The 23,730-nt window shown below is 61.2% G+C and carries 22 protein-coding genes; 10 read left to right on the plus strand and 12 right to left on the minus strand.

The genetic code is table 11. The annotated features are described in order from the left end of the window. Positions 1-27 precede the first annotated feature (27 nt). The 8 genes from QF039_RS02015 (at position 28) to rpoS (ending at position 7,148) form a co-directional block, all read left to right on the plus strand. Positions 28-1,140: an S-(hydroxymethyl)glutathione dehydrogenase/class III alcohol dehydrogenase gene (locus QF039_RS02015; protein ID WP_008432216.1), complete on the plus strand. Its 1,113-nt coding sequence runs from the start codon at positions 28-30 to the stop codon at positions 1,138-1,140. A gap of 8 nt (positions 1,141-1,148) precedes the next feature. After that, entirely contained in the window at positions 1,149-1,994 is an 846-nt protein-coding gene (fghA, locus tag QF039_RS02020; protein ID WP_003219284.1) for an S-formylglutathione hydrolase, read from the plus strand. 54 nt (positions 1,995-2,048) lie between these two features. Then, on the plus strand, positions 2,049-2,522 hold the full coding sequence (gene ispF / locus QF039_RS02025) for a 2-C-methyl-D-erythritol 2,4-cyclodiphosphate synthase (protein WP_003219282.1): 474 nt from the start codon (positions 2,049-2,051) through the stop codon (positions 2,520-2,522). Beyond that, positions 2,519-3,577 carry a tRNA pseudouridine(13) synthase TruD gene (gene truD / locus QF039_RS02030; protein ID WP_003219280.1) on the plus strand — a complete coding sequence of 353 codons (1,059 nt, stop codon included), beginning with the start codon at positions 2,519-2,521 and terminating at the stop codon, positions 3,575-3,577. The genes ispF and truD overlap by 4 nt, the downstream gene beginning before the upstream one ends. Then, complete coding sequence (surE, locus tag QF039_RS02035) at positions 3,565-4,314, plus strand: 5'/3'-nucleotidase SurE (protein ID WP_003219278.1); 750 nt, start codon at positions 3,565-3,567, stop codon at positions 4,312-4,314. Before truD ends, surE begins: the two co-directional genes overlap by 13 nt. Positions 4,315-4,355: 41 nt before the next feature. Next, positions 4,356-4,991, plus strand: coding sequence for a protein-L-isoaspartate(D-aspartate) O-methyltransferase (locus QF039_RS02040; RefSeq protein ID WP_010176736.1), 636 nt, complete (start codon positions 4,356-4,358; stop codon positions 4,989-4,991). A gap of 210 nt (positions 4,992-5,201) precedes the next feature. Then, positions 5,202-6,038 carry a peptidoglycan DD-metalloendopeptidase family protein gene (locus QF039_RS02045; RefSeq protein ID WP_307516717.1) on the plus strand — a complete coding sequence of 279 codons (837 nt, stop codon included), beginning with the start codon at positions 5,202-5,204 and terminating at the stop codon, positions 6,036-6,038. A 105-nt stretch (positions 6,039-6,143) separates the two neighbouring features. Then, positions 6,144-7,148 (plus strand): RNA polymerase sigma factor RpoS, encoded by a 1,005-nt coding sequence (rpoS, locus tag QF039_RS02050; RefSeq protein ID WP_003219274.1) that lies wholly within the window; start codon positions 6,144-6,146, stop codon positions 7,146-7,148. A 364-nt stretch (positions 7,149-7,512) separates the two neighbouring features. Here rpoS and QF039_RS02055 read toward each other — a convergent pair whose 3' ends face one another. Next, entirely contained in the window at positions 7,513-7,722 is a 210-nt protein-coding gene (locus tag QF039_RS02055) for a cold-shock protein (RefSeq protein ID WP_002554837.1), read from the minus strand. A 378-nt stretch (positions 7,723-8,100) separates the two neighbouring features. Here QF039_RS02055 and dcd point away from each other — a divergent pair, with 378 nt between their 5' ends. Next, positions 8,101-8,667, plus strand: a complete 567-nt coding sequence (gene dcd / locus QF039_RS02060; protein ID WP_003219273.1) for a dCTP deaminase — start codon at positions 8,101-8,103, stop codon at positions 8,665-8,667. Between the two features lie 107 nt (positions 8,668-8,774). Further along, a complete protein-coding gene (locus QF039_RS02065; RefSeq protein ID WP_003219272.1) occupies positions 8,775-8,978 on the plus strand; it encodes a hypothetical protein in 204 nt (67 codons plus the stop codon). Positions 8,979-9,009: 31 nt separating this feature from the next. Here QF039_RS02065 and pdeM read toward each other — a convergent pair whose 3' ends face one another. From pdeM to QF039_RS02120, 11 genes are all read right to left on the minus strand, one after another. Further along, positions 9,010-9,666: a ligase-associated DNA damage response endonuclease PdeM gene (pdeM, locus tag QF039_RS02070; RefSeq protein ID WP_307516718.1), complete on the minus strand. Its 657-nt coding sequence runs from the start codon at positions 9,664-9,666 to the stop codon at positions 9,010-9,012. Next, positions 9,666-12,143, minus strand: coding sequence for a ligase-associated DNA damage response DEXH box helicase (locus tag QF039_RS02075; RefSeq protein WP_307516719.1), 2,478 nt, complete (start codon positions 12,141-12,143; stop codon positions 9,666-9,668). The genes pdeM and QF039_RS02075 overlap by 1 nt, the downstream gene beginning before the upstream one ends. A gap of 892 nt (positions 12,144-13,035) precedes the next feature. Beyond that, the gene (locus tag QF039_RS02080; RefSeq protein ID WP_307516720.1) at positions 13,036-13,800 is read right to left on the minus strand and encodes an ABC transporter ATP-binding protein; all 765 of its coding nucleotides are present in this window, start codon (positions 13,798-13,800) and stop codon (positions 13,036-13,038) included. Positions 13,801-13,813: 13 nt separating this feature from the next. Then, complete coding sequence (locus tag QF039_RS02085; RefSeq protein WP_307516721.1) at positions 13,814-14,932, minus strand: succinylglutamate desuccinylase/aspartoacylase family protein; 1,119 nt, start codon at positions 14,930-14,932, stop codon at positions 13,814-13,816. A gap of 9 nt (positions 14,933-14,941) precedes the next feature. After that, a complete protein-coding gene (locus QF039_RS02090) occupies positions 14,942-15,652 on the minus strand; it encodes an ABC transporter permease (protein WP_003209532.1) in 711 nt (236 codons plus the stop codon). Then, entirely contained in the window at positions 15,649-16,377 is a 729-nt protein-coding gene (locus QF039_RS02095; protein WP_008432134.1) for an ABC transporter permease, read from the minus strand. The genes QF039_RS02090 and QF039_RS02095 overlap by 4 nt, the downstream gene beginning before the upstream one ends. Before the next feature lie 57 nt (positions 16,378-16,434). After that, positions 16,435-17,214 (minus strand): transporter substrate-binding domain-containing protein, encoded by a 780-nt coding sequence (locus QF039_RS02100; RefSeq protein ID WP_003213667.1) that lies wholly within the window; start codon positions 17,212-17,214, stop codon positions 16,435-16,437. A 329-nt stretch (positions 17,215-17,543) separates the two neighbouring features. Further along, entirely contained in the window at positions 17,544-19,178 is a 1,635-nt protein-coding gene (locus tag QF039_RS02105) for an ATP-dependent DNA ligase (RefSeq protein WP_307516722.1), read from the minus strand. Then, a complete protein-coding gene (locus QF039_RS02110; RefSeq protein ID WP_307516723.1) occupies positions 19,175-20,179 on the minus strand; it encodes a ligase-associated DNA damage response exonuclease in 1,005 nt (334 codons plus the stop codon). Before QF039_RS02110 ends, QF039_RS02105 begins: the two co-directional genes overlap by 4 nt. A gap of 194 nt (positions 20,180-20,373) precedes the next feature. After that, complete coding sequence (locus QF039_RS02115) at positions 20,374-22,815, minus strand: penicillin acylase family protein (protein ID WP_177067532.1); 2,442 nt, start codon at positions 22,813-22,815, stop codon at positions 20,374-20,376. 233 nt (positions 22,816-23,048) lie between these two features. Continuing rightward, positions 23,049-23,693 carry a glutathione binding-like protein gene (locus QF039_RS02120; RefSeq protein WP_003213676.1) on the minus strand — a complete coding sequence of 215 codons (645 nt, stop codon included), beginning with the start codon at positions 23,691-23,693 and terminating at the stop codon, positions 23,049-23,051. Between the last annotated feature and the right edge of the window lie 37 nt (positions 23,694-23,730).

Below are 23,730 nucleotides of genomic sequence, written 5' to 3' on the forward strand. Positions count from 1 at the left end.
ACGTTTTTAACCCGATGGAGAAACCGGATGATCAAGTCCCGCGCGGCCGTAGCCTTCGAAGCCAAGAAACCCCTCGAGATCGTTGAAGTGGATGTGGCCATGCCCAAGGCGGGCGAGGTGCTGTTGCGGGTGGTGGCGTCCGGTGTGTGCCATACCGATGCCTACACCCTGTCGGGCGCGGACCCGGAAGGCATTTTCCCGTCGATCCTCGGCCACGAAGGCGGCGCCGTGGTTGAAGCCATCGGCGAAGGCGTGACCTCGGTGGCGGTGGGCGACCACGTGATCCCTCTGTACACCCCGGAATGCGGCAAGTGCAAATTCTGCCTGTCAGGCAAGACCAACCTCTGCCAGGCGATTCGCGCCACCCAGGGCAAAGGCCTGATGCCCGACGGTACTTCGCGCTTTTCCTACAAGGGCCAGCCGATTTTCCACTACATGGGCACTTCGACCTTCTCCGAATACACCGTGCTGCCGGAAATCTCCGTGGCCAAGATTCCCAAAGAAGCGCCGCTGGAAAAAGTCTGCCTGCTGGGCTGTGGCGTCACCACCGGTATCGGTGCAGTGATCAACACCGCCAAGGTCAAGCCAGGCGACACCGTGGCCATCTTCGGCCTGGGCGGCATCGGCCTGTCGGCGGTGATCGGCGCGGTGAAAGCCAAGGCCGGCCGCATCATTGCCATCGACATCAACCCGGCCAAGTTTGAAATCGCCAGGCAGCTGGGTGCCACCGACTGCATCAACCCGAAAGACTACGACCGCCCGATCCAGGACGTGATCGTCGATTTGACCGACGGCGGCGTCGACTTTTCCTTCGAGTGCATCGGCAATGTCCAGCTGATGCGTGCGGCCCTTGAGTGCTGCCACAAAGGTTGGGGCGAGTCGGTGATCATCGGCGTGGCCGGCGCCGGCCAGGAAATTGCTACCCGTCCGTTCCAACTGGTCACCGGCCGCGTCTGGCGCGGTTCGGCGTTCGGCGGCGTGCGCGGTCGCAGCGAGTTGCCAAGCTATGTGGAAATGGCCCAGGCCGGTGAAATCCCGCTGGATACGTTCATCACCCACACCATGGGCCTGGAAGATATCAACAAGGCGTTTGACCTGATGCATGAAGGCAAGAGCATCCGCACCGTCATTCACTTCTGAGGTCGGCCATGAGTCTGGAAAACCTGTCGTGCCAGAAAAGCTTCGGCGGCTGGCATAAACGCTACAAGCATCATTCCGACGTGCTGGGTTGCGACATGACCTTCGCCGTGTACCTGCCGCCGCAAGCGGAGCAGGGCGGCAAATTGCCGGTGCTGTACTGGCTGTCGGGCCTGACCTGCACCGATGAGAACTTCATGCAGAAGGCCGGCGCGCAACGCATGGCAGCCGAGCTGGGGTTGATCATTGTTGCGCCGGACACCAGCCCGCGCGGCCCCGGTGTGCCGGGTGATCCGGACAACGCCTGGGACTTTGGCCTGGGCGCCGGTTTCTACCTGAACGCCACCCAGGAGCCCTGGGCCCAGCACTATCGGATGCATGACTACGTGGTGCAGGAGTTGCCGGCATTGGTCGAGGCGCATTTCCCGGCGTCGGCCAAACGCGGGATCAGCGGCCACTCCATGGGCGGCCACGGCGCGCTGGTGTGTGCCTTGCGCAACCCGGGGCGTTATCAGTCGGTGTCGGCGTTCTCGCCGATCAACAACCCGATGGATTGCCCGTGGGGCCAGAAGGCATTCTCCCGCTACCTCGGCGAAGAGCGCTCGAAATGGCGCGAATGGGATGCCTGCGTGTTGATCAGCGAAGCCTCGGAAAAGCTGCCATTGCTGGTGGACCAGGGCGACCGCGACGATTTCCTCGCGGTGCAGCTCAAGCCTGAAGCGTTGCAACAGGCGGCCAGGGCGGCGAACCATCCGCTGGAGCTGCGCCTGCAACCGGGCTATGACCACAGCTACTTCTTTATCGCCAGCTTCATCGAAGACCATTTACGCCATCACGCGCGCGCTTTGCTCGGTTAATGTGAGGCAAAAGTAGGTAGAATCACGCCCTGAATTAAATCGGGGCGTTTTTTTATGCGTATTGGCCACGGCTATGATGTGCACCGTTTCGCCGAAGGCGATTTCATCACCCTGGGCGGCGTGCGGATCGCGCACCACCACGGGTTGCTGGCTCATTCCGACGGCGACGTGGTGCTGCATGCCTTGAGCGATGCCTTGCTCGGCGCAGCCGCGTTGGGCGACATCGGCAAGCACTTTCCGGACACCGACCCGACCTTCAAGGGCGCGGACAGCCGTGTGCTGTTGCGTCACGTGGTCGGCTTGATCCATGCCAAGGGCTGGAAGGTCGGCAACGTCGACAACACCATCGTCGCCCAGGCGCCCAAGATGGCCCCGCATATCGAAACGATGCGCGCGCTGATTGCCGCGGATCTTCAAGTTGAGTTGGATCAAGTGAACGTAAAAGCCACCACCACCGAAAAGCTCGGGTTTACCGGTCGCGAAGAGGGCATTGCCGTGCACTCCGTTGCCTTGTTGCTGCGCGCATGAATGATCTGCAACTGCTGGGCCCGCGTGCCTATGGCGAAGCCTTGGGCAGCGCTGTTCTGAAGGCCACCGCTGAAGACTTCCAGGTGGATGAAGTGCTGGATATCCCGCTGACCGGCGAGGGTGAACACCTGTGGTTGTGGGTGGAAAAGCGCGGCCTGAATACCGAAGAGGCGGCGCGGCGGATTGCCAAGGCGGCGGGCGTGCCGTTGCGTACCGTCAGCTACGCCGGGCTCAAGGACCGCCAGGCGCTGACACGCCAGTGGTTCAGCGTGCAGTTGCCGGGCAAGGCGGACCCGGACCTGAGCGCGGCTGAAAACGACACCCTGAAGATCCTCAAGACCGGCCGTCACAAGCGCAAGCTGCAGCGCGGCGCGCATTCGGCCAACGGTTTTACCTTGCGCCTGACCCAGTTTGCCGGGGATGCGGCGGCCATCGACGCCCGCCTGCAACTGATCGCCAGGCAAGGCATTCCCAACTATTTCGGCGCCCAGCGTTTCGGCCATAACGGCGGCAACGTCGTCGATGCCCGTGACTGGGCGGCGCGCAAGGCCTTGCCGGAGCAGCGCAATGTGCGTTCGCGCCTGCTCTCGACGGCCCGCAGCTTCCTGTTCAATAAAGTGCTGGCGGCGCGGGTGGCCGATGGTTCCTGGCAGCGCGCCCAGGTCGGTGACTTGCTGGCGTTTACCGACAGCCGCAGCTTTTTCCCGGCGGGGGAGGCTGAATGCAGCGACCCGCGCCTGGCAATCCTCGACCTGCATCCCACCGGCCCGCAGTGGGGCGAAGGTGATTCGCCGGCGGCGGGAGCAACCTTCGCGCTGGAACAGGCGATTGCCGACGGTGAAGCCGAACTGCGGGATTGGCTGGTGAATGCCGGCATGAGCCAGGAACGTCGCATTCTTCGACTGCCCATTGGCGGGTTGACGTGGCATTATCCCGAACCTGACATTCTGCAATTGGAATTCGTCCTGCCGGCTGGATGCTTCGCCACTGTCTTGGTGCGCGAGCTTGTAGATCTGGTGCCGGTGGGGCAGACGGACAGCCCATGCGTATTCTGATATCTAACGACGACGGGGTCACTGCACCCGGCCTTGCCGCGCTTCATGCTGCGCTGGCGGATTACGCCGAGTGCGTGGTGGTTGCCCCGGACCAGGACAAAAGCGGCGCCAGCAGCTCGCTGACGCTCGACCGTCCGTTGCATACACAGACGTTGCCCAACGGCTTTATCAGCGTGAATGGCACGCCGACCGACTGCGTGCACCTGGCGATCAACAGCCTGCTGGACCGCGAGCCGGACCTGGTGGTTTCCGGGATCAACCTGGGCGCCAACCTGGGTGACGACGTGCTGTATTCCGGTACGGTGGCGGCAGCCCTTGAAGGGCGCTTCCTCGGTCGGACCTCGTTCGCTTTTTCGTTTGCGTCCCGTCAATTGGACAACCTGGCGACTGCGGCCTATTTCGCCCGCAAGCTGGTGGAGGCCCATGACACCCTGGTCCTGCCGCCGCGCACGGTGCTCAACGTCAATATTCCCAATCTGCCCCTGGACCACATTCGCGGTATCCAGCTGACCCGCCTCGGCCACCGTGCCCGTGCGGCAGCGCCGCTGAAGGTGGTCGACCCGCGTGGCAGGGAAGGGTACTGGATTGCCGCTGCCGGCGATGCCGAGGACGGTGGCGAGGGCACTGACTTTCATGCGGTGATGCAAGGTTATGTCTCGATTACCCCGTTGCAACTCGATCGCACCTTCAGTGATGCCTTCAGTAGCCTCGATGGCTGGCTGGAGGGGCTGCGCTGATGGCTCGTGAACAAGACGACCTGCTGCGCCGGGGCATCGGGATGACCTCCCAGCGCACCCGCGAGCGATTGATCCAGCGCCTGTATGAAGAAGGGCTGTCCAATGCCCAGGTGCTGGAAGTCATCCGGCGTACCCCGCGGCATCTGTTTGTCGATGAAGCCCTGGCGCACCGCGCCTATGAAGACACAGCCTTGCCCATCGGCCACAACCAGACCATCTCCCAGCCCTATATGGTGGCGCGGATGAGTGAGTTGCTGCTGGCGGCGGGCCCGCTGGACAAGGTGCTGGAAATCGGCACCGGCTCCGGCTACCAGACGGCCGTGTTGTCGCAGCTGGTGGAGCGGGTGTTTTCCGTGGAGCGCATCAAGGTGTTGCAAGACCGGGCCAAGGAACGCCTGGTGGAGTTGAACCTGCGCAACGTGGTGTTCCGTTGGGGTGATGGCTGGGAAGGCTGGCCGGCACTGGCGCCATACAACGGCATTATCGTCACCGCCGTGGCGACCGACGTGCCCCAGGCGTTGCTCGATCAACTGGCTCCCGGCGGGCGCCTGGTGATTCCGGTGGGCTCCGGCGAAGTGCAACAATTAATGTTGATCATTCGCGAGGAAGAGGGCTTTTCCCGGCATGTGCTCGGCGCCGTGCGTTTTGTCCCGCTGCTCAACGGTCCGCTGGCCTGATCAATTATTCCTGCGTACTGAATTCTATTGCCGGGTATGTGTCTTACAGCGGGGTCTGTTGAGTCCACATCATCAGCCGTCGGAGTTAAACATGATGAAATTTTCTTTAGAGTCGTGTTTCCAGTAAAAACCCAACGGCCAGTTATACTTGCGTCATATTTCAAGCCTGATACAGGCGTTCATAGTCAGCCACCACAAAGGGAGCGGCGGGTGAGTCTCACGGTCATTGCACAGCGTATGAGTCAAACAAGCTTTCAGCGACTGGTGATTGGCCTTGTCTTGAGTTCCTTGCTGGCGGCTTGTTCAAGCACGCCATCCGGTGGTGCGCGGGTGGTCGACCGCAATAACGCGGTACCGCAGAAACCTACCGTTACCACTGGCCAATACGTCGTGCGCAAGGGCGATACGATGTTCTCGATCGCCTTTCGTTATGGCTGGGATTACAAGGCGCTCGCCGCCCGTAACAACATCCCTGTGCCGTACACGATACATCCAGGTCAGACCATTCGTTTCGATGGACGAACCGGTTCAACACCGACCGCGGTTGTCACAAACACGGCTTCTTCGCCGTCGTCTTCGAGCAAGACCACCATCATCACCCGGCCTGTAGGCACCGCCGCGCCTAGCGTTGCGAGCAAGCCGGCACCTGCGCCGATGCCGCCGGCGGGGCCTGCACCGACCGGCTGGGGATGGCCCTCAAATGGCATCCTTATTGGAAAATTCTCTTCAAACGGTAGTTTGAATAAAGGCATTGATATCGCCGGGGATTTGGGACAGCCTGTTTTAGCTGCGTCTGATGGGACAGTGGTATACGCCGGGAGTGGTTTACGGGGCTACGGCGAGCTGGTCATCATCAAACACAGCGATACCTACGTCAGTGCCTACGGTCACAACCGCAGGCTGTTGGTTCGGGAGGGGCAGCAGGTCAAAGTCGGACAGACAATTGCCGAAATGGGGTCAACTGGTACAGACCGGGTGAAACTGCACTTTGAGATTCGCCGCCAAGGGAAGCCTGTTGATCCGCTGCAATTCCTTCCCCGTCGTTGATGTGTTGCACAGCCTGTTCCTCACGTAGTAGGAACAGGCTCCAGCGTTGCCAAGGATAAAGGCGTCGCTTGAGCTTGAGGTCGAACTCACCAAAGGACTATAACAATGGCTCTCAGTAAAGAAGCGCCGGAGTTTGACATCGACGATGAGGTTCTCCTTATGGAGACTGTCATCGATACGGAATCGATGTCGAATGAGGGACCTGCTGTACCTTCAGTTCGCACCAAATCCAAGAACTCCACCGCGTTAAAGCAACACAAGTACATTGATTACACACGGGCGCTCGACGCGACTCAGTTGTACCTCAATGAAATCGGCTTTTCCCCTCTGCTCACTCCCGAAGAAGAAGTCCATTTTGCGCGCTTGTCGCAAAAGGGCGATCCGGCTGGGCGCAAGCGCATGATTGAAAGCAACCTGCGACTGGTGGTGAAAATCGCCCGACGCTACGTCAATCGTGGGCTGTCCCTGTTGGACTTGATCGAGGAAGGCAATCTCGGCCTGATCCGGGCGGTGGAAAAGTTCGACCCAGAGCGGGGCTTCCGCTTTTCGACCTACGCCACCTGGTGGATTCGTCAGACCATCGAACGGGCGATCATGAATCAGACCCGTACGATCCGGTTGCCGATCCATGTGGTCAAGGAGCTCAACGTCTACCTGCGGGCGGCGCGTGAGCTGACACAGAAACTCGATCATGAACCTTCGCCTGAAGAAATCGCCAACCTGCTGGAAAAACCGGTGGGAGAGGTCAAGCGCATGCTCGGTCTCAATGAGCGGGTGTCTTCCGTCGATGTCTCGCTGGGTCCGGATTCGGATAAAACCCTGCTGGACACCCTGACCGATGATCGTCCTACGGACCCATGTGAGTTGCTGCAGGACGACGATCTGTCGCAAAGCATCGACCAGTGGCTTTCGGAGCTGACGGACAAACAGCGTGAGGTGGTGATTCGCCGCTTCGGGCTGCGCGGCCACGAAAGCAGCACCCTGGAAGATGTTGGCCTGGAGATTGGCTTGACCCGTGAGCGGGTGCGGCAGATCCAGGTCGAGGGCCTCAAGCGCTTGCGCGAGATCCTCGAGAAGAATGGCTTGTCGAGTGAGTCGTTGTTTCAATAAACGACGCAGGATGAAATGTGGGAGCGGGCTTGTGTGGGAGCTGGCTTGCCTGCGATAGCATCACCTCGGTGCAACTGATAGATCGAGGTGATGCTATCGCGGGCAAGCCCGGCTCCCACATAGGTGGGCTCCCACATTTTTTTGTGCATGGAATTACATCGTGTGATTGGCAAATCCCGAGCGCAAAAAAAGCCCCTCTTTGCTCGTTCCCACGCTCTGCGTGGGAATGCAGCCCAGGACGCTCCGCGTCCCAAAGCGTGATGCAGAGCGTCACAAGAGGCATTCCCACGCAGAGCGTAGGAACGAGCGGGCACAAAAAAGCCCCGCTTTTGAGGGCGGGGCTTTTCGACTAAATCAGTACAAGTTAGATAACTTGAACTTCTTCAGCTTGCATGCCTTTCTGACCGCGGGTAGCGATGAAAGAAACCTGTTGGCCTTCTTTCAGGCTTTTGAAGCCGTCGGATTGGATAGCTTTGAAGTGAACGAACAGGTCGTCACCGGATTGTGGAGTGATGAAGCCGAAGCCTTTTTCATCGTTGAACCACTTAACGGTACCAGTTTGGCGATTAGACATGGTGTATCTCCTTGGACAAAGTTAACTGCGACTCAGGAAAAGCCCTGGCCGAGACTGAGTGCAAAGAGCAGGAAAAATTCTTGGAGATGGTTGGATCGAAATTCAACATATCGTGTAGAGATTCTCAGTGACACAAGCAGCACAGTGGCGCCACCTTAACCCTTTTTCCGGAACGTGCCAATGGTATTTCCGAAGGTTTCTCTATTTTCGTGACTGGCGGCACCCTGATACCGCACCAACACCCCACGATTGAAGGTGCGCCCCGCCCAGCAGGGGCTGCGCGGCGCCAAGAAAAACAGCCGCCCCTTTGAACCACGGGGCCAGCCCCGGTAAGATGCCCAACAGAATTTTTTCACCTCGCTATTCAGGACACCCGCCATGAGCATCAAATCGGACAAGTGGATTCGCCGCATGGCGCAAGAGCACGGCATGATCGAGCCCTTCGTGGAGCGCCAGATGCGTGGCGAAGGCGCTGAGCGGCTGATCTCGTTCGGGGTTTCCAGCTACGGCTACGACGTACGCTGCGCCGATGAGTTCAAGGTGTTCACCAACATCAACTCGGCAACCGTCGATCCGAAAAACTTCGACGAAAAAAGCTTCGTCGACGTCAAGAGCGACGTCTGCATCATCCCGCCAAACTCCTTTGCCCTGGCGCGCACCGTCGAATTCTTCCGTATCCCGCGTAATGTCCTGACTATCTGCCTGGGCAAAAGCACCTACGCGCGCTGCGGCATCATCGTCAACGTGACGCCGCTGGAGCCGGAATGGGAAGGGCACGTCACCCTGGAGTTCTCCAACACCACCACCTTGCCGGCAAAAATCTACGCCAACGAAGGCGTGGCGCAGATGCTGTTCTTCGAATCCGACGAAGAGTGCGAAGTGTCCTATAAGGACCGTGGCGGCAAGTATCAGGGCCAGCGCGGCGTCACTCTCCCACGCACTTGATCGAATCGTCTTACAGGCTAAGGGAATTTGTCAGCGGGCATGCACTCTATTGGGTGTACTGCCCCGACGCGTGCACAACGCGCCGGGCCACGCTTGAGGAGTCCCCTATGAAGCTCGATCCGCGAATCAGCGCCGAACTCGCCCGGCTTGAACCCAACCAGATTGGTGTGATGGCCTGGTCCTTGATGGCCGATCCCGCCGCAGGCGGCATTCCCGGCCAGCCAGGTCCCGATGATCCCTGGCCCAACCAGCCTGAAGAGCCTGGCGAACCCACTCTCCCTGACGAACCGCCTCCCGCCCCTGTGGCCTGACTTCCTGCACGTGTCGCCAATGGTCAGTTGCTCAACGCACTGGCCATACTTCCTGGTCTCCGATCACGAAGATCCGGCCGCCTTCTTCCTGCGTCACTGAATAACCCCCGGTAAAAGCGCCGAACGCCGGTAGCAGGCTGACTTGGTTGCCGATCAGGAAGCACGGCAGGCGCAGGCTTTGCCGGCCCTTGCCCCGCAGGCGATACACCGGATGCACGTGCCCGGCCAGCACATGGTGGCTGGCATGGGGGTCGGGCTCGTGCTGCAAGGCAAACGGGCCCATCAGCAAGGGTTCGGTCACCACCTCAATGTTCAGATCGCCGGGCGGGTCGCCAGCGCGTTTGTCGTGGTTGCCGCGAATCAGCGTGAGCGCCACGCCTGCATGACGCTCACGCCAGGCTCTCAGGGCGTTCAGGGTGCTGCTGGCGTGAGAGCCGGGCCCGTGGAGAAAGTCGCCGAGAAAGATCACCTGCGCGCCGGGGAAAGCCGCCAACAACCGGTCCAGGCGCTGCAGGTTGGCCGTCGTCGTGCCCTGTGGCACTGGCTGGCCCAGGCTGCGATAGGCCGACGCCTTGCCAAAATGCGCGTCGGCGATCAGCAGGCACTTTCTCGCAGGCCAGTACACCGCCTTGTCCGCGAGCAACCACAGCGCTTCTTCCGCCAGATGTATCGGGTAATGAGCGGGCATCAGGGCTTCCCGTTATCGGCGACTTTTTCCAGATCCTTGACCATCCGCGCAATCCGCTCCGAGAGTTTTTCCGAGCTCAGGCTTTCCCGAAAACGTTCCACCAGCAGCGGAAAGGCCAACGGCGTAGGCCGTTTGATGCGATGCAGGTCCAGCTTCAACCCAGACAGGTGGCGCAAGGTCTCTTCCAGGCGACGAATATCCAGCTCATCCCGCAGGACTTCTTCCCCGGCCTGGGTCAGCAGCAGGTTCTGCGGGTCATATTGCTTGAATACCTCAAAGAACAAACCGCTGGAAGCCTGGACCTGACGCGTACTTTTCGGCGCGCCCGGATAGCCTGCGAACACCAGCCCGGCGATCCGCGCGATCTCGCGAAAACGTCGCAGGGCCAGCTCACCGGCATTCAGGCTGGCTACCACGTCATCCAGCAGATGATTCGCGCTCAGCAGTTCGCCGCCCAATAACTCAGGCCAATCCACTTCGGTCGCACTCAACAGTTCCAGCCCATAGTCATTGACCGCAATCGAGAACGTCACCGCCTGCTGCCGGCTGACGCGCCAGGCCAGCAGGCTCGCCAGCCCCAGATGCACCTGGCGCCCGGCAAACGGATACAGGAACAGATGCCAGCCTTCCCGGGACTTGAGGGCCTCGGCCAGCAAGTGATCGCGGGTCGGCAGCCCGGACCAGCGCAGCTGGGTTTCCAGCAAGGGTTGCACCGCTTGCATCTCCGGGCCGAGATAGTGACCGTGGGCAGCCGCATCAAAGCGCTCGACCACCGCCTGGGCCAGCTCGTTGGAAAGAGGCATGCGCCCGCCGTTCCAGCGTGGCACGGCAGCCTTTTTCGCGGTGCTGCGCTTCACATAAGCCGTCATGTTTTCCACCCGTACCAACTCCAGCAAGCGGCCGGCGAACAGGAAACCATCCCCTGGCTTCAGTCGTGCAATAAAGCCTTCCTCGACACTGCCCAGGGTCTTGCCACCGCCGCCTTTGCTCCAGAATTTCAGCTGGATGCTGGCGTCGCTGACGATCGTACCCACGCTCATGCGATGGCGCCGCGCCAGGCGTGCGTCGGGGACGCGCCAGATGCCGTGTTCGTCCGGCTCGACCCGGCGGTAATCCGGGTAGGCCGTCAGTGACAGGCCACCATGGCGCACGAAACCCAGGGCCCAGGCCCAATCTGCTTCGCTCAGGTCACGATAGGCCCACGCGGTGCGCACCTCCGCCAGCAGCTCATCCGGCACAAAGCCGCCGCCCAGCGCCATGCTCACCAGATGCTGCACCAGCACATCCAACGGCTTGTGAGGCGACTGGCGCGCTTCTATGCGCCGTTCAGCGATGGCGTCCTGCGCGGCAGCGGCTTCCACCATTTCCAGGCTGTGGGTTGGCACCAGCGTGACCCGCGACGGCCGGCCCGGTGCGTGGCCGGAGCGCCCTGCGCGCTGCATCAGCCGGGCTACGCCCTTGGCGGAGCCAATCTGCAGTACCCGTTCCACCGGCAGGAAATCTACCCCCAGGTCCAGGCTCGACGTACACACCACGGCCTTCAGTTGCCCCTCCTTCAGGGCTCGCTCCACCCAGTCCCGGGTTTCCCGGGACAGCGAGCCGTGGTGCAGGGCAATCACTCCGGCCCAGTCGGGGCGCGTGTCGAGCAGGGCCTGGTACCAGATTTCCGATTGTGCCCGTGTGTTGGTAAACACCAGGCAACTGCTGCTGGCATCAACTTCGGCCACCACTTGCGGGAGCATTTTCAGGCCGATATGGCCGGCCCACGGAAAGCGCTCGATAACCGGTGGCAACAGGGTGTCTACTCGCAACTGTTTGGTGGTTTGGCCTTGGACGTTGATCCCGCCGCCTTGTGGGATCAACACCTCCAACGCGTGGGCCTGATTACCCAGGGTTGCGGAAATGCCCCACACAATCAGCTCGGGGTGCCATTGCCGCAGGCGGGCGAGGGCCAGTTGCAATTGCACGCCGCGTTTGTTGCCGATCAGTTCGTGCCATTCGTCCACTACCACCATGCGCAGGTGCGACAGGCTGGGCTGGCTGTCGGCGCGGGCGAGCATCAGCGTGAGGCTTTCCGGGGTGGTGATCAGGGTGGTGGGCAGACGGCGGGTTTGGCGGGCGCGTTCGCTGCTGCTGGTGTCGCCGGTGCGCAGGCCGACGGTCCAGGGGATTTTCAGTGATTCGAGCGGGGCCTCAAGGGCGCGGGCGGTGTCGGCGGCCAGGGCGCGCATTGGGGTGATCCACAGGACGGCCAGCGGTTCGGCGGGGGCTTTGCGTTTGCGGGGCGTGGTTTCGGTGATGGCGAAGCGGTTGAGGGCGGCGAACCACAGGGCGTAGGTTTTCCCGGCGCCGGTGCTGGCGTGGAGCAGTCCCGACTGGCCTTCCTTGACTGCGTGCCATACGTCTTTTTGGAAGGCGAACGGTTTCCAGCCCTTGGCGGTGAACCAGTCTTTGGCGAAGTTGGGGGATTTGGCCATGCTTGGGGCTCTGGGGGGGTAATTCAGAGACCTTTGGGGTGGGGGAAAGGTTTAACTGCGATTTTTTCGGGGGGGTGTATATCCGTTATTTAGGTAACGGCTGCTTATGGTTCCGCTCTTACAGCGGGTCACTTTTTTACAAACGCCTAAAAAAGTAACCAAAAAACGCTTTGCCCCACCACTCGGTGCCTCGCCTAGGCTCGGCATGCCCGCACTCCGGCTCGGCTCCGCGGGCCGCCGCGACGGGCCATCCATGGCCCGGCGCGGCTAAATCGGCATCCTTGCCGATTTACCCGCTCCACCGTGCCTACTTGCGGCCATCGTGGTTGACGGGGCTCGCAGATCAAAATCAAAAGCAAAAGCACGGCGGCCTGAAAGCCGACCTGAGTGTTAAAAGCCAGATCAAAAACCAGAGCGAAAACAGATCTGCTTTTCTGTGGGAGCTGGCTTGCCTGCGATGCAGACACCTCGGTGTATCAGGTACACCCAGTTGATGCCATCGCAGGCAAGCCAGCTCCCACATTTGACCGTGCCCGCTTTAGCTTTTGATTTTGCTCTTCAACACTCAAGCCGGCCGGGAGGCCGCTGTGCTGTTGATCTGCTTTTGATCTTGATCTTGGGCGCCCCGTTAAACCACGCTGGCCGAACGCAGGCTTTGGAGCGTGGGTAACCCGGCAGGACGCCGGGTTAGCCGTCCTGGGCCAGGGATGGCCCATGACGGCGGCCCACGGTCCAAAGCCGGAGTGAGGGCACACCGAGCCTAGGCGAGGTGCCGAGTGGTGGGGCAAGAGCGTTTTGCTTACTTTTGCGCTGTTCAAAAGTGAGCCGCTGTAAGAGCGGAACCATAAGTGGCCGTTACCTAAATAACGGATATACACCCAACCCCTGCGGGCTACTTCAAATTCCCACTCAAAAACTGCTGCAACCGCTCGCTCTTCGGATTACCCAGCACATCCTCCGCCGCACCCTGTTCCTCCACCAACCCCTTGTGCAAAAACAGCACCTGGCTCGACACCTTGCGCGCAAAGCTCATCTCATGGGTCACCATGATCATCGTCCGGCCTTCCTCAGCCAAACCCTGGATCACCTTCAACACCTCACCCACCAACTCGGGGTCCAGCGCCGAAGTCGGCTCGTCAAACAGCATCACCTCCGGCTCCATCGCCAGCGCCCGGGCAATCGCCACCCGCTGTTGCTGGCCACCCGACAAAAACGCCGGATATTGACCGGCCACCCGCGCCGGCAACCCCACCTTGTCCAGATACCGGCGAGCGCGATCCTCGGCGTCCTTCTTGCTGCAACCCAGCACCCGGCGCGGCGCCATGGTGATGTTCTCCAGCACACTCATGTGGCTCCACAGATTGAAATGCTGAAACACCATCGCCAACCGCGTACGCAGGCGCTGCAACTCAGCATCATCCGCCACGCGCATCCCATGGCGGTCACTGACCATGCGAATCTGCTGCCCATCCAGCGTCATGGCGCCGTCATTCGGTTGTTCAAGAAAATTGATACACCGCAAAAAGGTACTCTTGCCCGAGCCACTGGCGCCGATCAAGCTGATCACATCACCGGTCCTGGCCTTGAGCGAGACACCTTTGAGCACCTCATTGTCGCCATAGCTTTTATGCAGGCCTTCAACGGTCAATTTGTACATGGGGCGTGCATCCTCAAGGCGAAAGTAGGTAGCCGCTGCGATAGGCTTCAGTGCCGGCGACATGGGCAATGACCATCCCGGCAGTGGCCATGCGCCGCAGCGAACGAGCGTAAAGCAGCCCGGCATTGCGGCAATGCACTGGCGTTACGCGGTCGGAAATGGGGTCGATGATTTCGGCGATCAGTTGCCCGGCTTCCACGTATTCCCCAGGCAGCGCGCTGAATACCAGCAAGCCGCCCACGGCTGTGGCCACCGGCTCGACGCCCGCCAGCGGTGTGGCGGGGTAGGGCAATTCCGGCAGCGGTGCCGGCTCGCCGCTGATTGCGCCGAAGTGAATCAGGTAATCGATGATCGCCTGGCAGTCGAGGCTGGCCAGGCCGTGGTTGACGTCGCCCTGGCCGCGCAATTCGACGGTGACGGAAAAGCTGCCCATCGGAATCGGGAAGCGCTCGCCAAACCGTTGTTGCAATTGCCACCACACCAGCGTGAAACACTCATCGAACGACTGCCCACCGGAATCGGTAGCCAACAGGCTGGCCTCCGAACCGATATAGCGCGCCAGCGGCTCCACCTGCGGCCACGCCTCGGGGGTGGTGTACAGGTGTGCAACGGCTTCGAAGTCGCAGTGCAGGTCCAGCACCATGTCGGCATCACACGCCAGGCGTTGCAGCACCAGGCGTTGGGATTCCAGTTGTGTGACGGGCGTTTGCGCCGCCAGGGCCATGGTCAGCGCATCGCGGATCAGTTCGACGTTGTGCGCAGGATCATCTCCCAGCAGGCCGTCGACTTGATTGCCAACCTCGTCGGACAGGTCGACAAACAGGCGGTTGAAGTTCTGCCCGCTTTCCAGCTCGTAGCGGCCCAGGGGGATGTCCATCAACACCTGTTCCAGGCCGGTCGGGTTGGCGATCGGCACCAGCACGATCTCGCTGCGCAGGCGGCCGGCCGCAGCCAGCTCCGCCAGGCGCGCCTTCAAGTGCCAGGCCACCAGCATGCCCGGCAATTCGTCGGCGTGCAGCGACGACTGGATGTAGACCTTGCCTTCGGCCTGCTCCGGCCCGAAGTGGAAACTGTGGATTTGTCGCTCCGTGCCCGGCACCGGCGCCACAAGTGGATGAATCTGATGACGCATGAAGGCTCCTTAGTGGCTGGGGCCGAGAAAGGCCAGCCAGCGACGCTCCGCCAGACGAAACAGACCGACCAGGGCAAAGGTCACGGTCAGGTAGATCAGCGCAGCGATACCGAATGATTGAAAGGTCATGTAGGTGGCCGAGTTGGCGTCCCGGGCGACTTTCAGGATATCCGGGATGGTCGCGGTGAAGGCCACCGTCGTCGAATGCAGCATCAGGATCACTTCATTACTGTAGTACGGCAGCGAGCGGCGCAGGGCCGACGGCATGATCACGTAGGCATACAGCTTCCAGCCGCTGAGGCCGTAGGCTTTCGCCGCTTCGACTTCGCCGTGGGCCATGCTGCGGATCGCCCCGGCAAAAATCTCCGTGGTGTAGGCGCAGGTGTTGAGGGCGAAGGCGAGAATCGTGCAGTTCATCGCATCACGAAAGAACGCGTCCAGCACCGGCTGCGCGCGAACCGCCGCGATGCTGTAGATCCCGGTGTAGCAAATCAGCAACTGGATATACAGCGGCGTGCCGCGAAACAGGTAGGTGTAGAACTGCACCGGCCAGCGTACCCAGCGATTGCGCGACACCCGCGCAATGGACAGCGGGATCGATACCAGGAAGCCGATGAAGATCGACGCGCTGAGCAGCCACATCGTCATGGCCAGCCCGGTGATGTGCTGGCCGTCGCTATAAAGGAAGGGGCGCCAGTATTGCTGGATAAGTTCGATCATCGCACTGCCTCCCGGGAGCCTGCGGAGTAGCGCCGTTCGAGGCGGCGCAGGACGAAGTTGGACGCGCTGGTGATCAACAGGTAGATAAACGCGGCGATCACCAGGAAATAGAACAGCTGATAAGTACTCTTGCCGGCATCCTGCGCGGCCTTGACCAGGTCGGCCAGGCCGATGATCGACACCAGTGCCGTGGCCTTGAGCATCACCATCCAGTTATTGCCGATGCCCGGCAGGGCGAAGCGCATCATCTGCGGGAAGGTCACGAAACGAAACCGCTGGCCACGCGTGAGGCCGTAGGCCGTGGCGGCCTCCAACTGGCCACGGGGCACGGCGAGGATCGCGCCGCGAAAGGTCTCGGTGAAATACGCACCGTAGATAAAGCCCAGGGTGATCACCCCGGCGCTGAATGGGTCGATCTCGATGTAGTCCCATTCCATAAAGTCGGTAAAGCTGGTCAGCCAGATTTGCAGGCTGTAGAAAATCAGCAGCATCAGCACCAGGTCGGGCACGCCGCGAATCAGGGTGGTGTAGATCTGCGCGGGAATCCGCAGGAACGGCAGGCTGGACAGTTTGGCAGTAGCCCCGAGCAGGCCCAGCAACACGCTGACGGCCAGGGAGAACACCGACAACTTGACGGTCATCCAGGTGCCTTGCAGCAACAGCGGGCCGAAACCCTTCAAGCTGAAGGCACTGAGCCCCAGGGTTTGCAAAAGATCTTCGAACATAAATCAGGACCTATGGCGATAAAAAAGCACCCCTCCAGAGGAAGGGCGCCCCAGGCATTATTTGCCGCTGTACAGGTTCAGATCGCCAAAGTGTTTCTTCTGGATGGTGGCGTAGGTGCCATCATCGTGTAACGCTTTGATACCTTTATCCAACAAGGCCTTGAGGTCTTTGTTACCTTTTTTGATACCGACCGCAGTTTTGGACGGCAGCAGTGGATCGTCGATGGCCTTGCTGACTTCGTAGTCAGCACCGGCTGGCGACTTCAAAAAGCCCAGTTCGGCTTGTAGCATGTCCTGCACGGAAGCGTCCAGGCGGCCGGAAGTCAGGTCGGCGTACACCTGGTCCTGGTTGGCGTAGGCCTTGGTGGTGACACCGGCCTTGTCCAGTACGGCCTTGGCGTAGGCTTCCTGGATGGTGCCTTGCTCGTAGCCAACGCTTTTGCCCTTGAGGGACTCAGGGGTGGAGTAGTTCGCGCCCTTTTTGAACACCAGGGAAGTCGGGCCGGAGAACAGCTCGTTGGAGAAGTCGATCGCCTTTTCACGGGCTTCGGTCACGGTCATCGAGGAAATCACGCCGTCAAACTTGTTGGCGTTGAGGCCTGGGATCATGCCGTCGAAATCACTTTCGACCCACTTGCACTTGACCTTCAGTTCGGCACAGATGGCATTGCCCAGGTCGATATCGAAGCCCACCAGGCTGCCGTCAGCGGCTTTAGACTCAAACGGCGCGTAGGACGGATCGACACCAAAACGCAATTCCTTGTATTCCTTGGCCAGCGCGGAACCGGCGGCCATGCACAGAGCCAGTGCAGAAAGGGTCAGCAATGCTTTTTTCATTATGTAATCCCTGGAAACCAAGATAAGCGCTTGTGGCGCGGTTAGGACTGTTACTGAACGGTGTCAGACCGGACTCAAGTAGCAATTTCTGCACCATAGTTCCGAATGGTCGTTTTAAAAGGTGAGATTAAGGAGTTGTGCCAGTAGGAAATGCCCGAAAATGGGCATTGATCAATCTATGCATTATTTTGGGGCGTGTGAGGTTTTCAAATGTGGGAGCGGGCTTGCTCGCGAATGCGGTGGATCAGTCGGTACATGTATTGACTGACACACCGCATTCGCGAGCAAGCCCGCTCCCACATTGATCGGTGGCGTTCGTGAGAGGCGTGTCAGGCCAGTAAATCCTGCAGGGTCGCCAGGTTGTCGGCTTCCTCGACGGCCTTGTCCTGGCGCCAGCGCAACATCCTCGGGAAACGCACCGCAATTCCGCTCTTGTGCCGCTTGGACAGGGCAATCCCTTCAAAACCCAGTTCAAACACCATGCTCGGCGTGACGCTGCTCACCGGGCCGAATTTCTCCACGGTGGTCTTGCGTACGATGGCGTCGACCTTGCGCATTTCTTCATCGGTCAGCCCCGAATACGCCTTGGCGAACGGCACCAACGTACGCTCAGTACCGGGCGGGCCGTCCCACACCGCAAAGGTGTAGTCGCTGTACAGGCTGGCGCGCCGGCCATGGCCGCGCTGGGCATAGATCAGCACGGCATCGACACTGAACGGGTCGACTTTCCACTTCCACCACACGCCCATGTCCTTGGTCCGGCCCACGCCGTAGAGCCCGTCCCGGGCCTTGAGCATCATGCCTTCCACGCCCAGGCTGCGAGACGCCTCACGCTGCTCTGCCAAGTCTTGCCAGCTATCGCCGATCAGCACTGGCGACGTGCGCAATATTGGCTGGTCGCAGTCGCTGACCACCAGCTCCAGTTGCGCCCGGCGTTCGGCCTGGGTGTGGTTGCGCCAGTCTTCGCCGTGGTGTTCCAGCAGGTCATAAGCCAGCACGGCGACCGGCGCGTCTTCGAGGATTTTCTTGCCCAGGGTCTTGCGGCCGATACGCTGTTGCAGCAGGGCGAAGGGTTGCACCGAGTCCTTCCACACCACGATTTCGCCGTCGATCACCGTGCCATCGGGCAGGCTGTTTTCCAGGTCATGAAGCTCCGGAAAGCGCTCGGTGACCAGTTCTTCGCCCCGAGACCAGACCCACAAGCGGCCTTCGCGCTTGACCAGTTGTGCGCGGATACCGTCCCACTTCCATTCCACTTGCCAGTCAGCAGGGGAGCCGAGCAAGGCATCGAACTGCTCCACCGGCTGGGCCAGGCCATGGGCCAGGAAAAACGGATAAGGCTGCCCGCCACGCTGGGCGTGTTCGTCGGACGATTCGGCGGCAATCAGCTTCAAATAGCCTTCGGCCGTCGGACGGTTCGACAGGTCGGTGTAGCCCACCAGCCGCTGGGCCACGCGTTTGCTGTCCAGCCCGGCCATGGCGGCCAGGGCGCGGGTGACCAGCAACTTCGACACACCGACCCGGAAGCTGCCGGTGATCAGCTTGATGCAGAGCATCAGGCTCGGCTGATCCAGCTGTGCCCACAACGCGGGCAGGCGTTCTGCCAGTTCTTCTGGCGGCAGGCCACGCAAGGGCAGGAGTTTTTCTTCCAGCCACACGGCCAGACCATCGTCCGAGGTGTGGGGCGATTCCGGTAACAGCAGGGAAATGGTTTCCGCCAGGTCGCCTACCGACTGATAACTCTCTTCGAACAGCCACGGCTCAATGCTCGCGGCTTCGGTGGCCATGTCCCGCAGCAACCGGGTGGGTACCAGTTGTCGGGGCCGGCCGCCGGATAAAAAGTACACCGCCCACGCAGCATCTTCCGCGGGCGCCTGTAGGAAATAAGCCTGCAAGGCGGCGAGCTTGGCGTTGCTGGAGGTGGTGGCGTCGAGGTTGGCGTACAGCTCGGCGAAGGCTTTCATGACGTGGCCTCCTCTTCGTCATCGCCGTATTCGGTGGTGAATCCCTGGGCATCCAGGCCCTTTTCCCGCAGGTGCCTGACCAATACGCCCACAGAACCGTGGGTGACCATTACCCGCTCGGCACCGGTTTGCTCAATGGCCCATGACAGTCCGGGCCAATCGGCGTGGTCCGAGAGCACAAAGCCGCGATCCACCCCGCGCCGCCGCCGGGTGCCGCGCAGGCGCATCCAGCCGCTGGCGAAGGCGTCGCTGTAGTCGCCGAAGCGGCGCATCCAGGTGCTGCCACCGGCGGAGGGCGGGGCGATGATCAGGGCCTGGCGCAACAAAGGGTCGGTCTTTTTGAAGTCGCCGGCGTAGAGGGTTTCAGGGATATAGATGCCAGCTTCGCGGTACACCCGGTTCAAGGGTTCGACCGCGCCATGGCTGAGGATCGGGCCGATGCTGGCGTCGATGCCGTGGAGAATCCGCTGGGCTTTGCCGAAGGAATAACAGAACAACACGCTGGCCTTGCCGGCGGCGATATTGGCCTGCCACCAGTCGTTGATCCCGGCAAAAATCTGCGCCTGGGGCTGCCAGCGGTAGATCGGCAGGCCGAAGGTCGATTCGGTGATAAACGTATGGCAGCGCACCGGTTCGAACGGCGCGCAGGTGCCGTCGGGCTCGACTTTATAGTCGCCGGAGGCGACCCAGACTTCACCCTGGTATTCCAGGCGCACCTGGGCGGAGCCGAGGACATGGCCGGCGGGGTGGAAACTCAAGGTGACGCCGTGGTGGCGCAGGCTTTCGCCGTAGGCCAGGGTTTGCAGGTTGATGTCCTGGCCGAGGCGCGAGCGCAGGATACCTTCGCCGGGGGCGGCGGCCAGGTAGTGTTGGTTGCCGGTGCGGGCGTGGTCGCCGTGGGCGTGGGTGATGACCGAACGTTCCACCGGGCGCCAGGGGTCGATGTAGAAATCCCCGGCGGGGCAGTAGAGGCCTTCGGGCCGGGCGATAACAAGGTCCATGGGCGTGCCGTGGAGGTGGGCTTGTTAATTATGAGGCGAGGGCGGGTGGAGAAGTTCTATCGGAATGCATGCAATCAAATGTGGGAGCGGGCTTGCCGGCGATGCTGGCGACTCGGTCTGACAGTCAGACCGGGTTGATGCCATCGCAGGCAAGCCAGCTCCCACATTGATTTGGTTGAGTCTGGGAAACCGGGTTACTTGCCCGGCACCAGCGTCAACCGCGTCTTCCCGTACACCCCGTCAAAGTTCTGTGGCTGCATCGGGAAGCTCAGGTATTGCGCCTTCAGCCACGGGTCGATGCCATTGGCATAGTTCGGGCTGGCCGGGTTGCCGGATTGGCCGATGCCGCTTTGGCCCATCATCGGTTCCGCCAGGCCGAAGTCGACAATCATCCGCAGCGCCGGCACCTGGGTCGTGTCGAAACTCTGGCCCCAGCTATACGGTGCGCTGTTCAGCGTGTTGTGATCGCCGCCCGCGGCCAGTGGGCCGCGAATAGCCTGGCCGCTGGTGTTCTTCCAGGTGTAGCTGTGCAGTTTGCCCCACTGCCAGGCCTTGTGATCGGCGCCCAGCGCGCTGTCGCCTGCGGTGATCGCGGCGGCCAGGCTGCGGGCGAGGATCGCCGGCTTGTCGGTTTTCTGCCCGGTGCGGGCGTCATTCCAGAACGGGCTGTCTTCGCGCCCCAGCAAGTGGTCGGCCACCGCCGAGTACGACAGGTTGGCGTTACCGATAAAGGCTTTCCAGGTGGCGCTGTTTTCCGGACCGAGTTCGTCGAGGAAAATCTGCTTGGCGCTTTCCTGCAGGAACAACTCATAAATCGCCGCGTCGGCGGAGGTGGATGCCAGTCGACCGTCGAAGGCCATCAGGCGGCCCAGTGCTTCCCGCGCCTTGGCCTGGTCTGCCACCGGCAATCCATCGATCGCCTGTTTCAGCGGCTGGGCCATGCCCGGCGCCTGGAACATGCTCTTGAGCTTGGCGGCAAACGTGGTGGTCTGGTCGTACTGCATGGCAATCATGCTGCGGCTGTCATGCTTGCCGCTGCCGGCCAGTTGCGCGATACGTTCGGCGCGTTCCGGCGCGGCCCACGAGTTGGACAGTTGCATGCCGTAGCCACGGGGAATGGTGCGCTGGTTGGCCGTGCCGATCCAACCCTGGGCCGGGTCCTGATCGTAGGGGTGCAGCATCGCGTCGGCGTAGCCATCCCAGTCGAAACGCCCGTCCCAGCCCGGCGATGGCACCAGGCCTTCGCCTTCACGGCGGTTGGGGAACCGCCCGGTCACTTGCCAGCCAATGCTGCTGGCGTCGGCGAAGACCATGTTCAAGGCAATTGCGCGAATTTCCCGGGTGGCGTCAGACGCTTTACCGGCGGTTTGCGCACGGGACAGGTCGAAGAACGCGTCCAGGCTCTTGTCGTCCTTGAAATCGGCGGTTTGCAACGCCAGGCCGTAGCCGCTGGTCAGCGACTGGGCACTGTTGAGCAGCGGCCCGTGGCGGGTTTCGTACACCGCTTCGCGAATCGGCCGCTGGCCCTTGGCGAAGTAGGTTTCATTGCGCACGATGGCGGGCAGCCATTTGCCGTTGTTCTCGTAGTACAGCGCGTTGCCCTGGCGCTTGACCTTCTCCAGGAATACGTCCTGGGTGTCACCCGAGACCTGGCTCATGCTCCAGGCCACCTTGCCGTTGAAGCCGGAAAGCAGGGTTGGCAAACCGGCGATGGACACACCGGCGGCCTGGTATTTCGGCGAGCGGATCTGCACGTAGTTCCACAGCGACGGGGCCTGCATCGAGGTCGACAGGTCATTCGCCAAAAGGCTCTTGTTACTGCGGCTGCGCTGCGGGCCGATCGCCCAGTTGCTGGAGCTGGACGTGCCCAGGGTGTTGAGGGTGTCGAGGTGCTCGCTGAGGCTGGTCAGCGCAGCGAGGCCCGGGATCTGGCCCAGGTTGATGCCCTTGAGCTTGTCGGACTCGGCCACTGGCAGCGGTTCATCCGGGTAGCTCGGGGTCAGCCAGGCGAGTTTGTCGGCACCGACTTTTTGCGCGAGCACCAATGACGACAGCTCTTCCTGCAAGTTGGTCGACTCGCTGAAATTCAGCAGGCAGAACAGCAGCGCCGAATCTTCCGGCTTCCAGTATTCAGGCTTGTAGCCAGTCTGGGCCAGGTCTGGCGGCAGCTTGTCGCGGTAGCGGAACAGGTAGGCGTTGACCCCGCGTGCGTACACTTCAAAGAAGCGCTTGAGGCGCGGCGACGAGGCGTTATACAGCTCGCCGGCGCTTTTGCGCAGGTTGACCGCCCGCATGAAACGGTCGACATCCAGCACATCCGGCCCGGACATTTCCGCCAGGCGGCCCTGGGCCAGCAGGCGCAGGGTGACCATCTGGGTGATGCGGTCGCTGGCGTGCACGTAGCCCAGGGTGAACAGCGCATCGTGGAAGGTGCTGCTTTCAATCAGCGGGATGCCCTGGCTGTTGCGGCGCACCGAAACGTTCTGCGCCAGGCCCTTGATCGGCTGTACGCCGGAAACCGGAGGCAGGGTGTCTTGGGTGCTCTGTAACTGGCAACCGGCCAGGCCCAAGGCACTGGCAATTGCCGCGGCAACGCCGAACCGGGGAAGAAAATGTGAGAGGGCTGGCGAGGCCATGGCAAAGCTCCTGCGGGGGGTAGCGTCAGTAAAGGCGCTACGTTAGTGAGCGCGGCGAAACGACGCAAGCGGGAGGCGATGCTTATTTCAGGATTTGCGTAAGGTTTCCAGTCGGGCACAAATCAGTGTGGGAGCGGGCTTGCTCGCGAATGCGGTGTATCAGCTAAAAGAGTTGTGGCTGATCCACCGCATTCGCGAGCAAGCCCGCTCCCACATTTTGATCCCGTTGACCTTCAGGATTTTGGCGGATTGACCTTCTGCACCAGCTCATAGGCACGCACCGTCGCCGGGCGTTGCTTGATGTGGTTGAACCAGCGTTCTACATGTGGGAAGTCTTCCAGCTTCTGGCTCTGCCACTTGTGGGAAACGATCCACGGGTAGATCGCCATGTCGGCAATGCTGTATTCCTCGCCGGCCACGAACGTGCGGTCGGCCAGGCGCCGGTCCAGCACGCCATACAGGCGGGCGGTCTCATCCACATAGCGTTTGATCGCGTAGGGAATCTTTTCCGGGGCGAACTGGCTGAAGTGGTGATTCTGGCCGGCCATCGGGCCCAGGCCACCCATTTGCCAGAACAGCCATTGCAGCGCTTCCTGACGACCACGCAGGTCCTGGGGAATGAACTTGCCGGTTTTTTCCGCGAGGTACAGCAGGATTGCGCCGGATTCGAACAGGGAAATCGGCGCGCCGCCGTCGGTCGGGTTCTGATCGACGATGGCCGGGATGCGGTTATTGGGGGCGATCTTCAGGAAGTCGGGCTTGAACTGATCGCCCTGGCCGATGTTGATCGGGTGTACCTCGTAAGGCAGGCCGGCTTCTTCCAGGAACAACGACACTTTGTGACCGTTGGGGGTGGTCCAGTAATACAGGTCGATCATGAAGCTCTCCAAGGGTGGTGACGCTTGAGCGAATGCC

The sequence above is a fragment of the Pseudomonas sp. W2I6 genome (assembly GCF_030815935.1).
In the GTDB taxonomy this organism is placed as follows: Bacteria; Pseudomonadota; Gammaproteobacteria; order Pseudomonadales; family Pseudomonadaceae; genus Aquipseudomonas.

What these genes read in the sequence shown, in the direction of transcription:
- QF039_RS02075 (WP_307516719.1), bottom strand. Translation starts at nt 12,143, where the DNA reads ATGGCCAAATCCCCCAACTTCGCCAAAGACTGGTTCACCGCCAAGGGC.
- QF039_RS02095 (WP_008432134.1), bottom strand. Translation starts at nt 16,377, where the DNA reads ATGTTCGAAGATCTTTTGCAAACCCTGGGGCTCAGTGCCTTCAGCTTG.
- dcd (WP_003219273.1), top strand. Translation starts at nt 8,101, where the DNA reads ATGAGCATCAAATCGGACAAGTGGATTCGCCGCATGGCGCAAGAGCAC.
- QF039_RS02090 (WP_003209532.1), bottom strand. Translation starts at nt 15,652, where the DNA reads ATGATCGAACTTATCCAGCAATACTGGCGCCCCTTCCTTTATAGCGAC.
- QF039_RS02100 (WP_003213667.1), bottom strand. Translation starts at nt 17,214, where the DNA reads ATGAAAAAAGCATTGCTGACCCTTTCTGCACTGGCTCTGTGCATGGCC.
- QF039_RS02085 (WP_307516721.1), bottom strand. Translation starts at nt 14,932, where the DNA reads ATGCGTCATCAGATTCATCCACTTGTGGCGCCGGTGCCGGGCACGGAG.
- rpoS (WP_003219274.1), top strand. Translation starts at nt 6,144, where the DNA reads ATGGCTCTCAGTAAAGAAGCGCCGGAGTTTGACATCGACGATGAGGTT.
- QF039_RS02080 (WP_307516720.1), bottom strand. Translation starts at nt 13,800, where the DNA reads ATGTACAAATTGACCGTTGAAGGCCTGCATAAAAGCTATGGCGACAAT.
- ispF (WP_003219282.1), top strand. Translation starts at nt 2,049, where the DNA reads ATGCGTATTGGCCACGGCTATGATGTGCACCGTTTCGCCGAAGGCGAT.
- QF039_RS02055 (WP_002554837.1), bottom strand. Translation starts at nt 7,722, where the DNA reads ATGTCTAATCGCCAAACTGGTACCGTTAAGTGGTTCAACGATGAAAAA.
- pdeM (WP_307516718.1), bottom strand. Translation starts at nt 9,666, where the DNA reads ATGCCCGCTCATTACCCGATACATCTGGCGGAAGAAGCGCTGTGGTTG.
- surE (WP_003219278.1), top strand. Translation starts at nt 3,565, where the DNA reads ATGCGTATTCTGATATCTAACGACGACGGGGTCACTGCACCCGGCCTT.
- fghA (WP_003219284.1), top strand. Translation starts at nt 1,149, where the DNA reads ATGAGTCTGGAAAACCTGTCGTGCCAGAAAAGCTTCGGCGGCTGGCAT.
- truD (WP_003219280.1), top strand. Translation starts at nt 2,519, where the DNA reads ATGAATGATCTGCAACTGCTGGGCCCGCGTGCCTATGGCGAAGCCTTG.
- QF039_RS02040 (WP_010176736.1), top strand. Translation starts at nt 4,356, where the DNA reads ATGACCTCCCAGCGCACCCGCGAGCGATTGATCCAGCGCCTGTATGAA.
- QF039_RS02015 (WP_008432216.1), top strand. Translation starts at nt 28, where the DNA reads ATGATCAAGTCCCGCGCGGCCGTAGCCTTCGAAGCCAAGAAACCCCTC.
- QF039_RS02110 (WP_307516723.1), bottom strand. Translation starts at nt 20,179, where the DNA reads ATGGACCTTGTTATCGCCCGGCCCGAAGGCCTCTACTGCCCCGCCGGG.
- QF039_RS02120 (WP_003213676.1), bottom strand. Translation starts at nt 23,693, where the DNA reads ATGATCGACCTGTATTACTGGACCACCCCCAACGGTCACAAAGTGTCG.
- QF039_RS02105 (WP_307516722.1), bottom strand. Translation starts at nt 19,178, where the DNA reads ATGAAAGCCTTCGCCGAGCTGTACGCCAACCTCGACGCCACCACCTCC.
- QF039_RS02115 (WP_177067532.1), bottom strand. Translation starts at nt 22,815, where the DNA reads ATGGCCTCGCCAGCCCTCTCACATTTTCTTCCCCGGTTCGGCGTTGCC.
- QF039_RS02065 (WP_003219272.1), top strand. Translation starts at nt 8,775, where the DNA reads ATGAAGCTCGATCCGCGAATCAGCGCCGAACTCGCCCGGCTTGAACCC.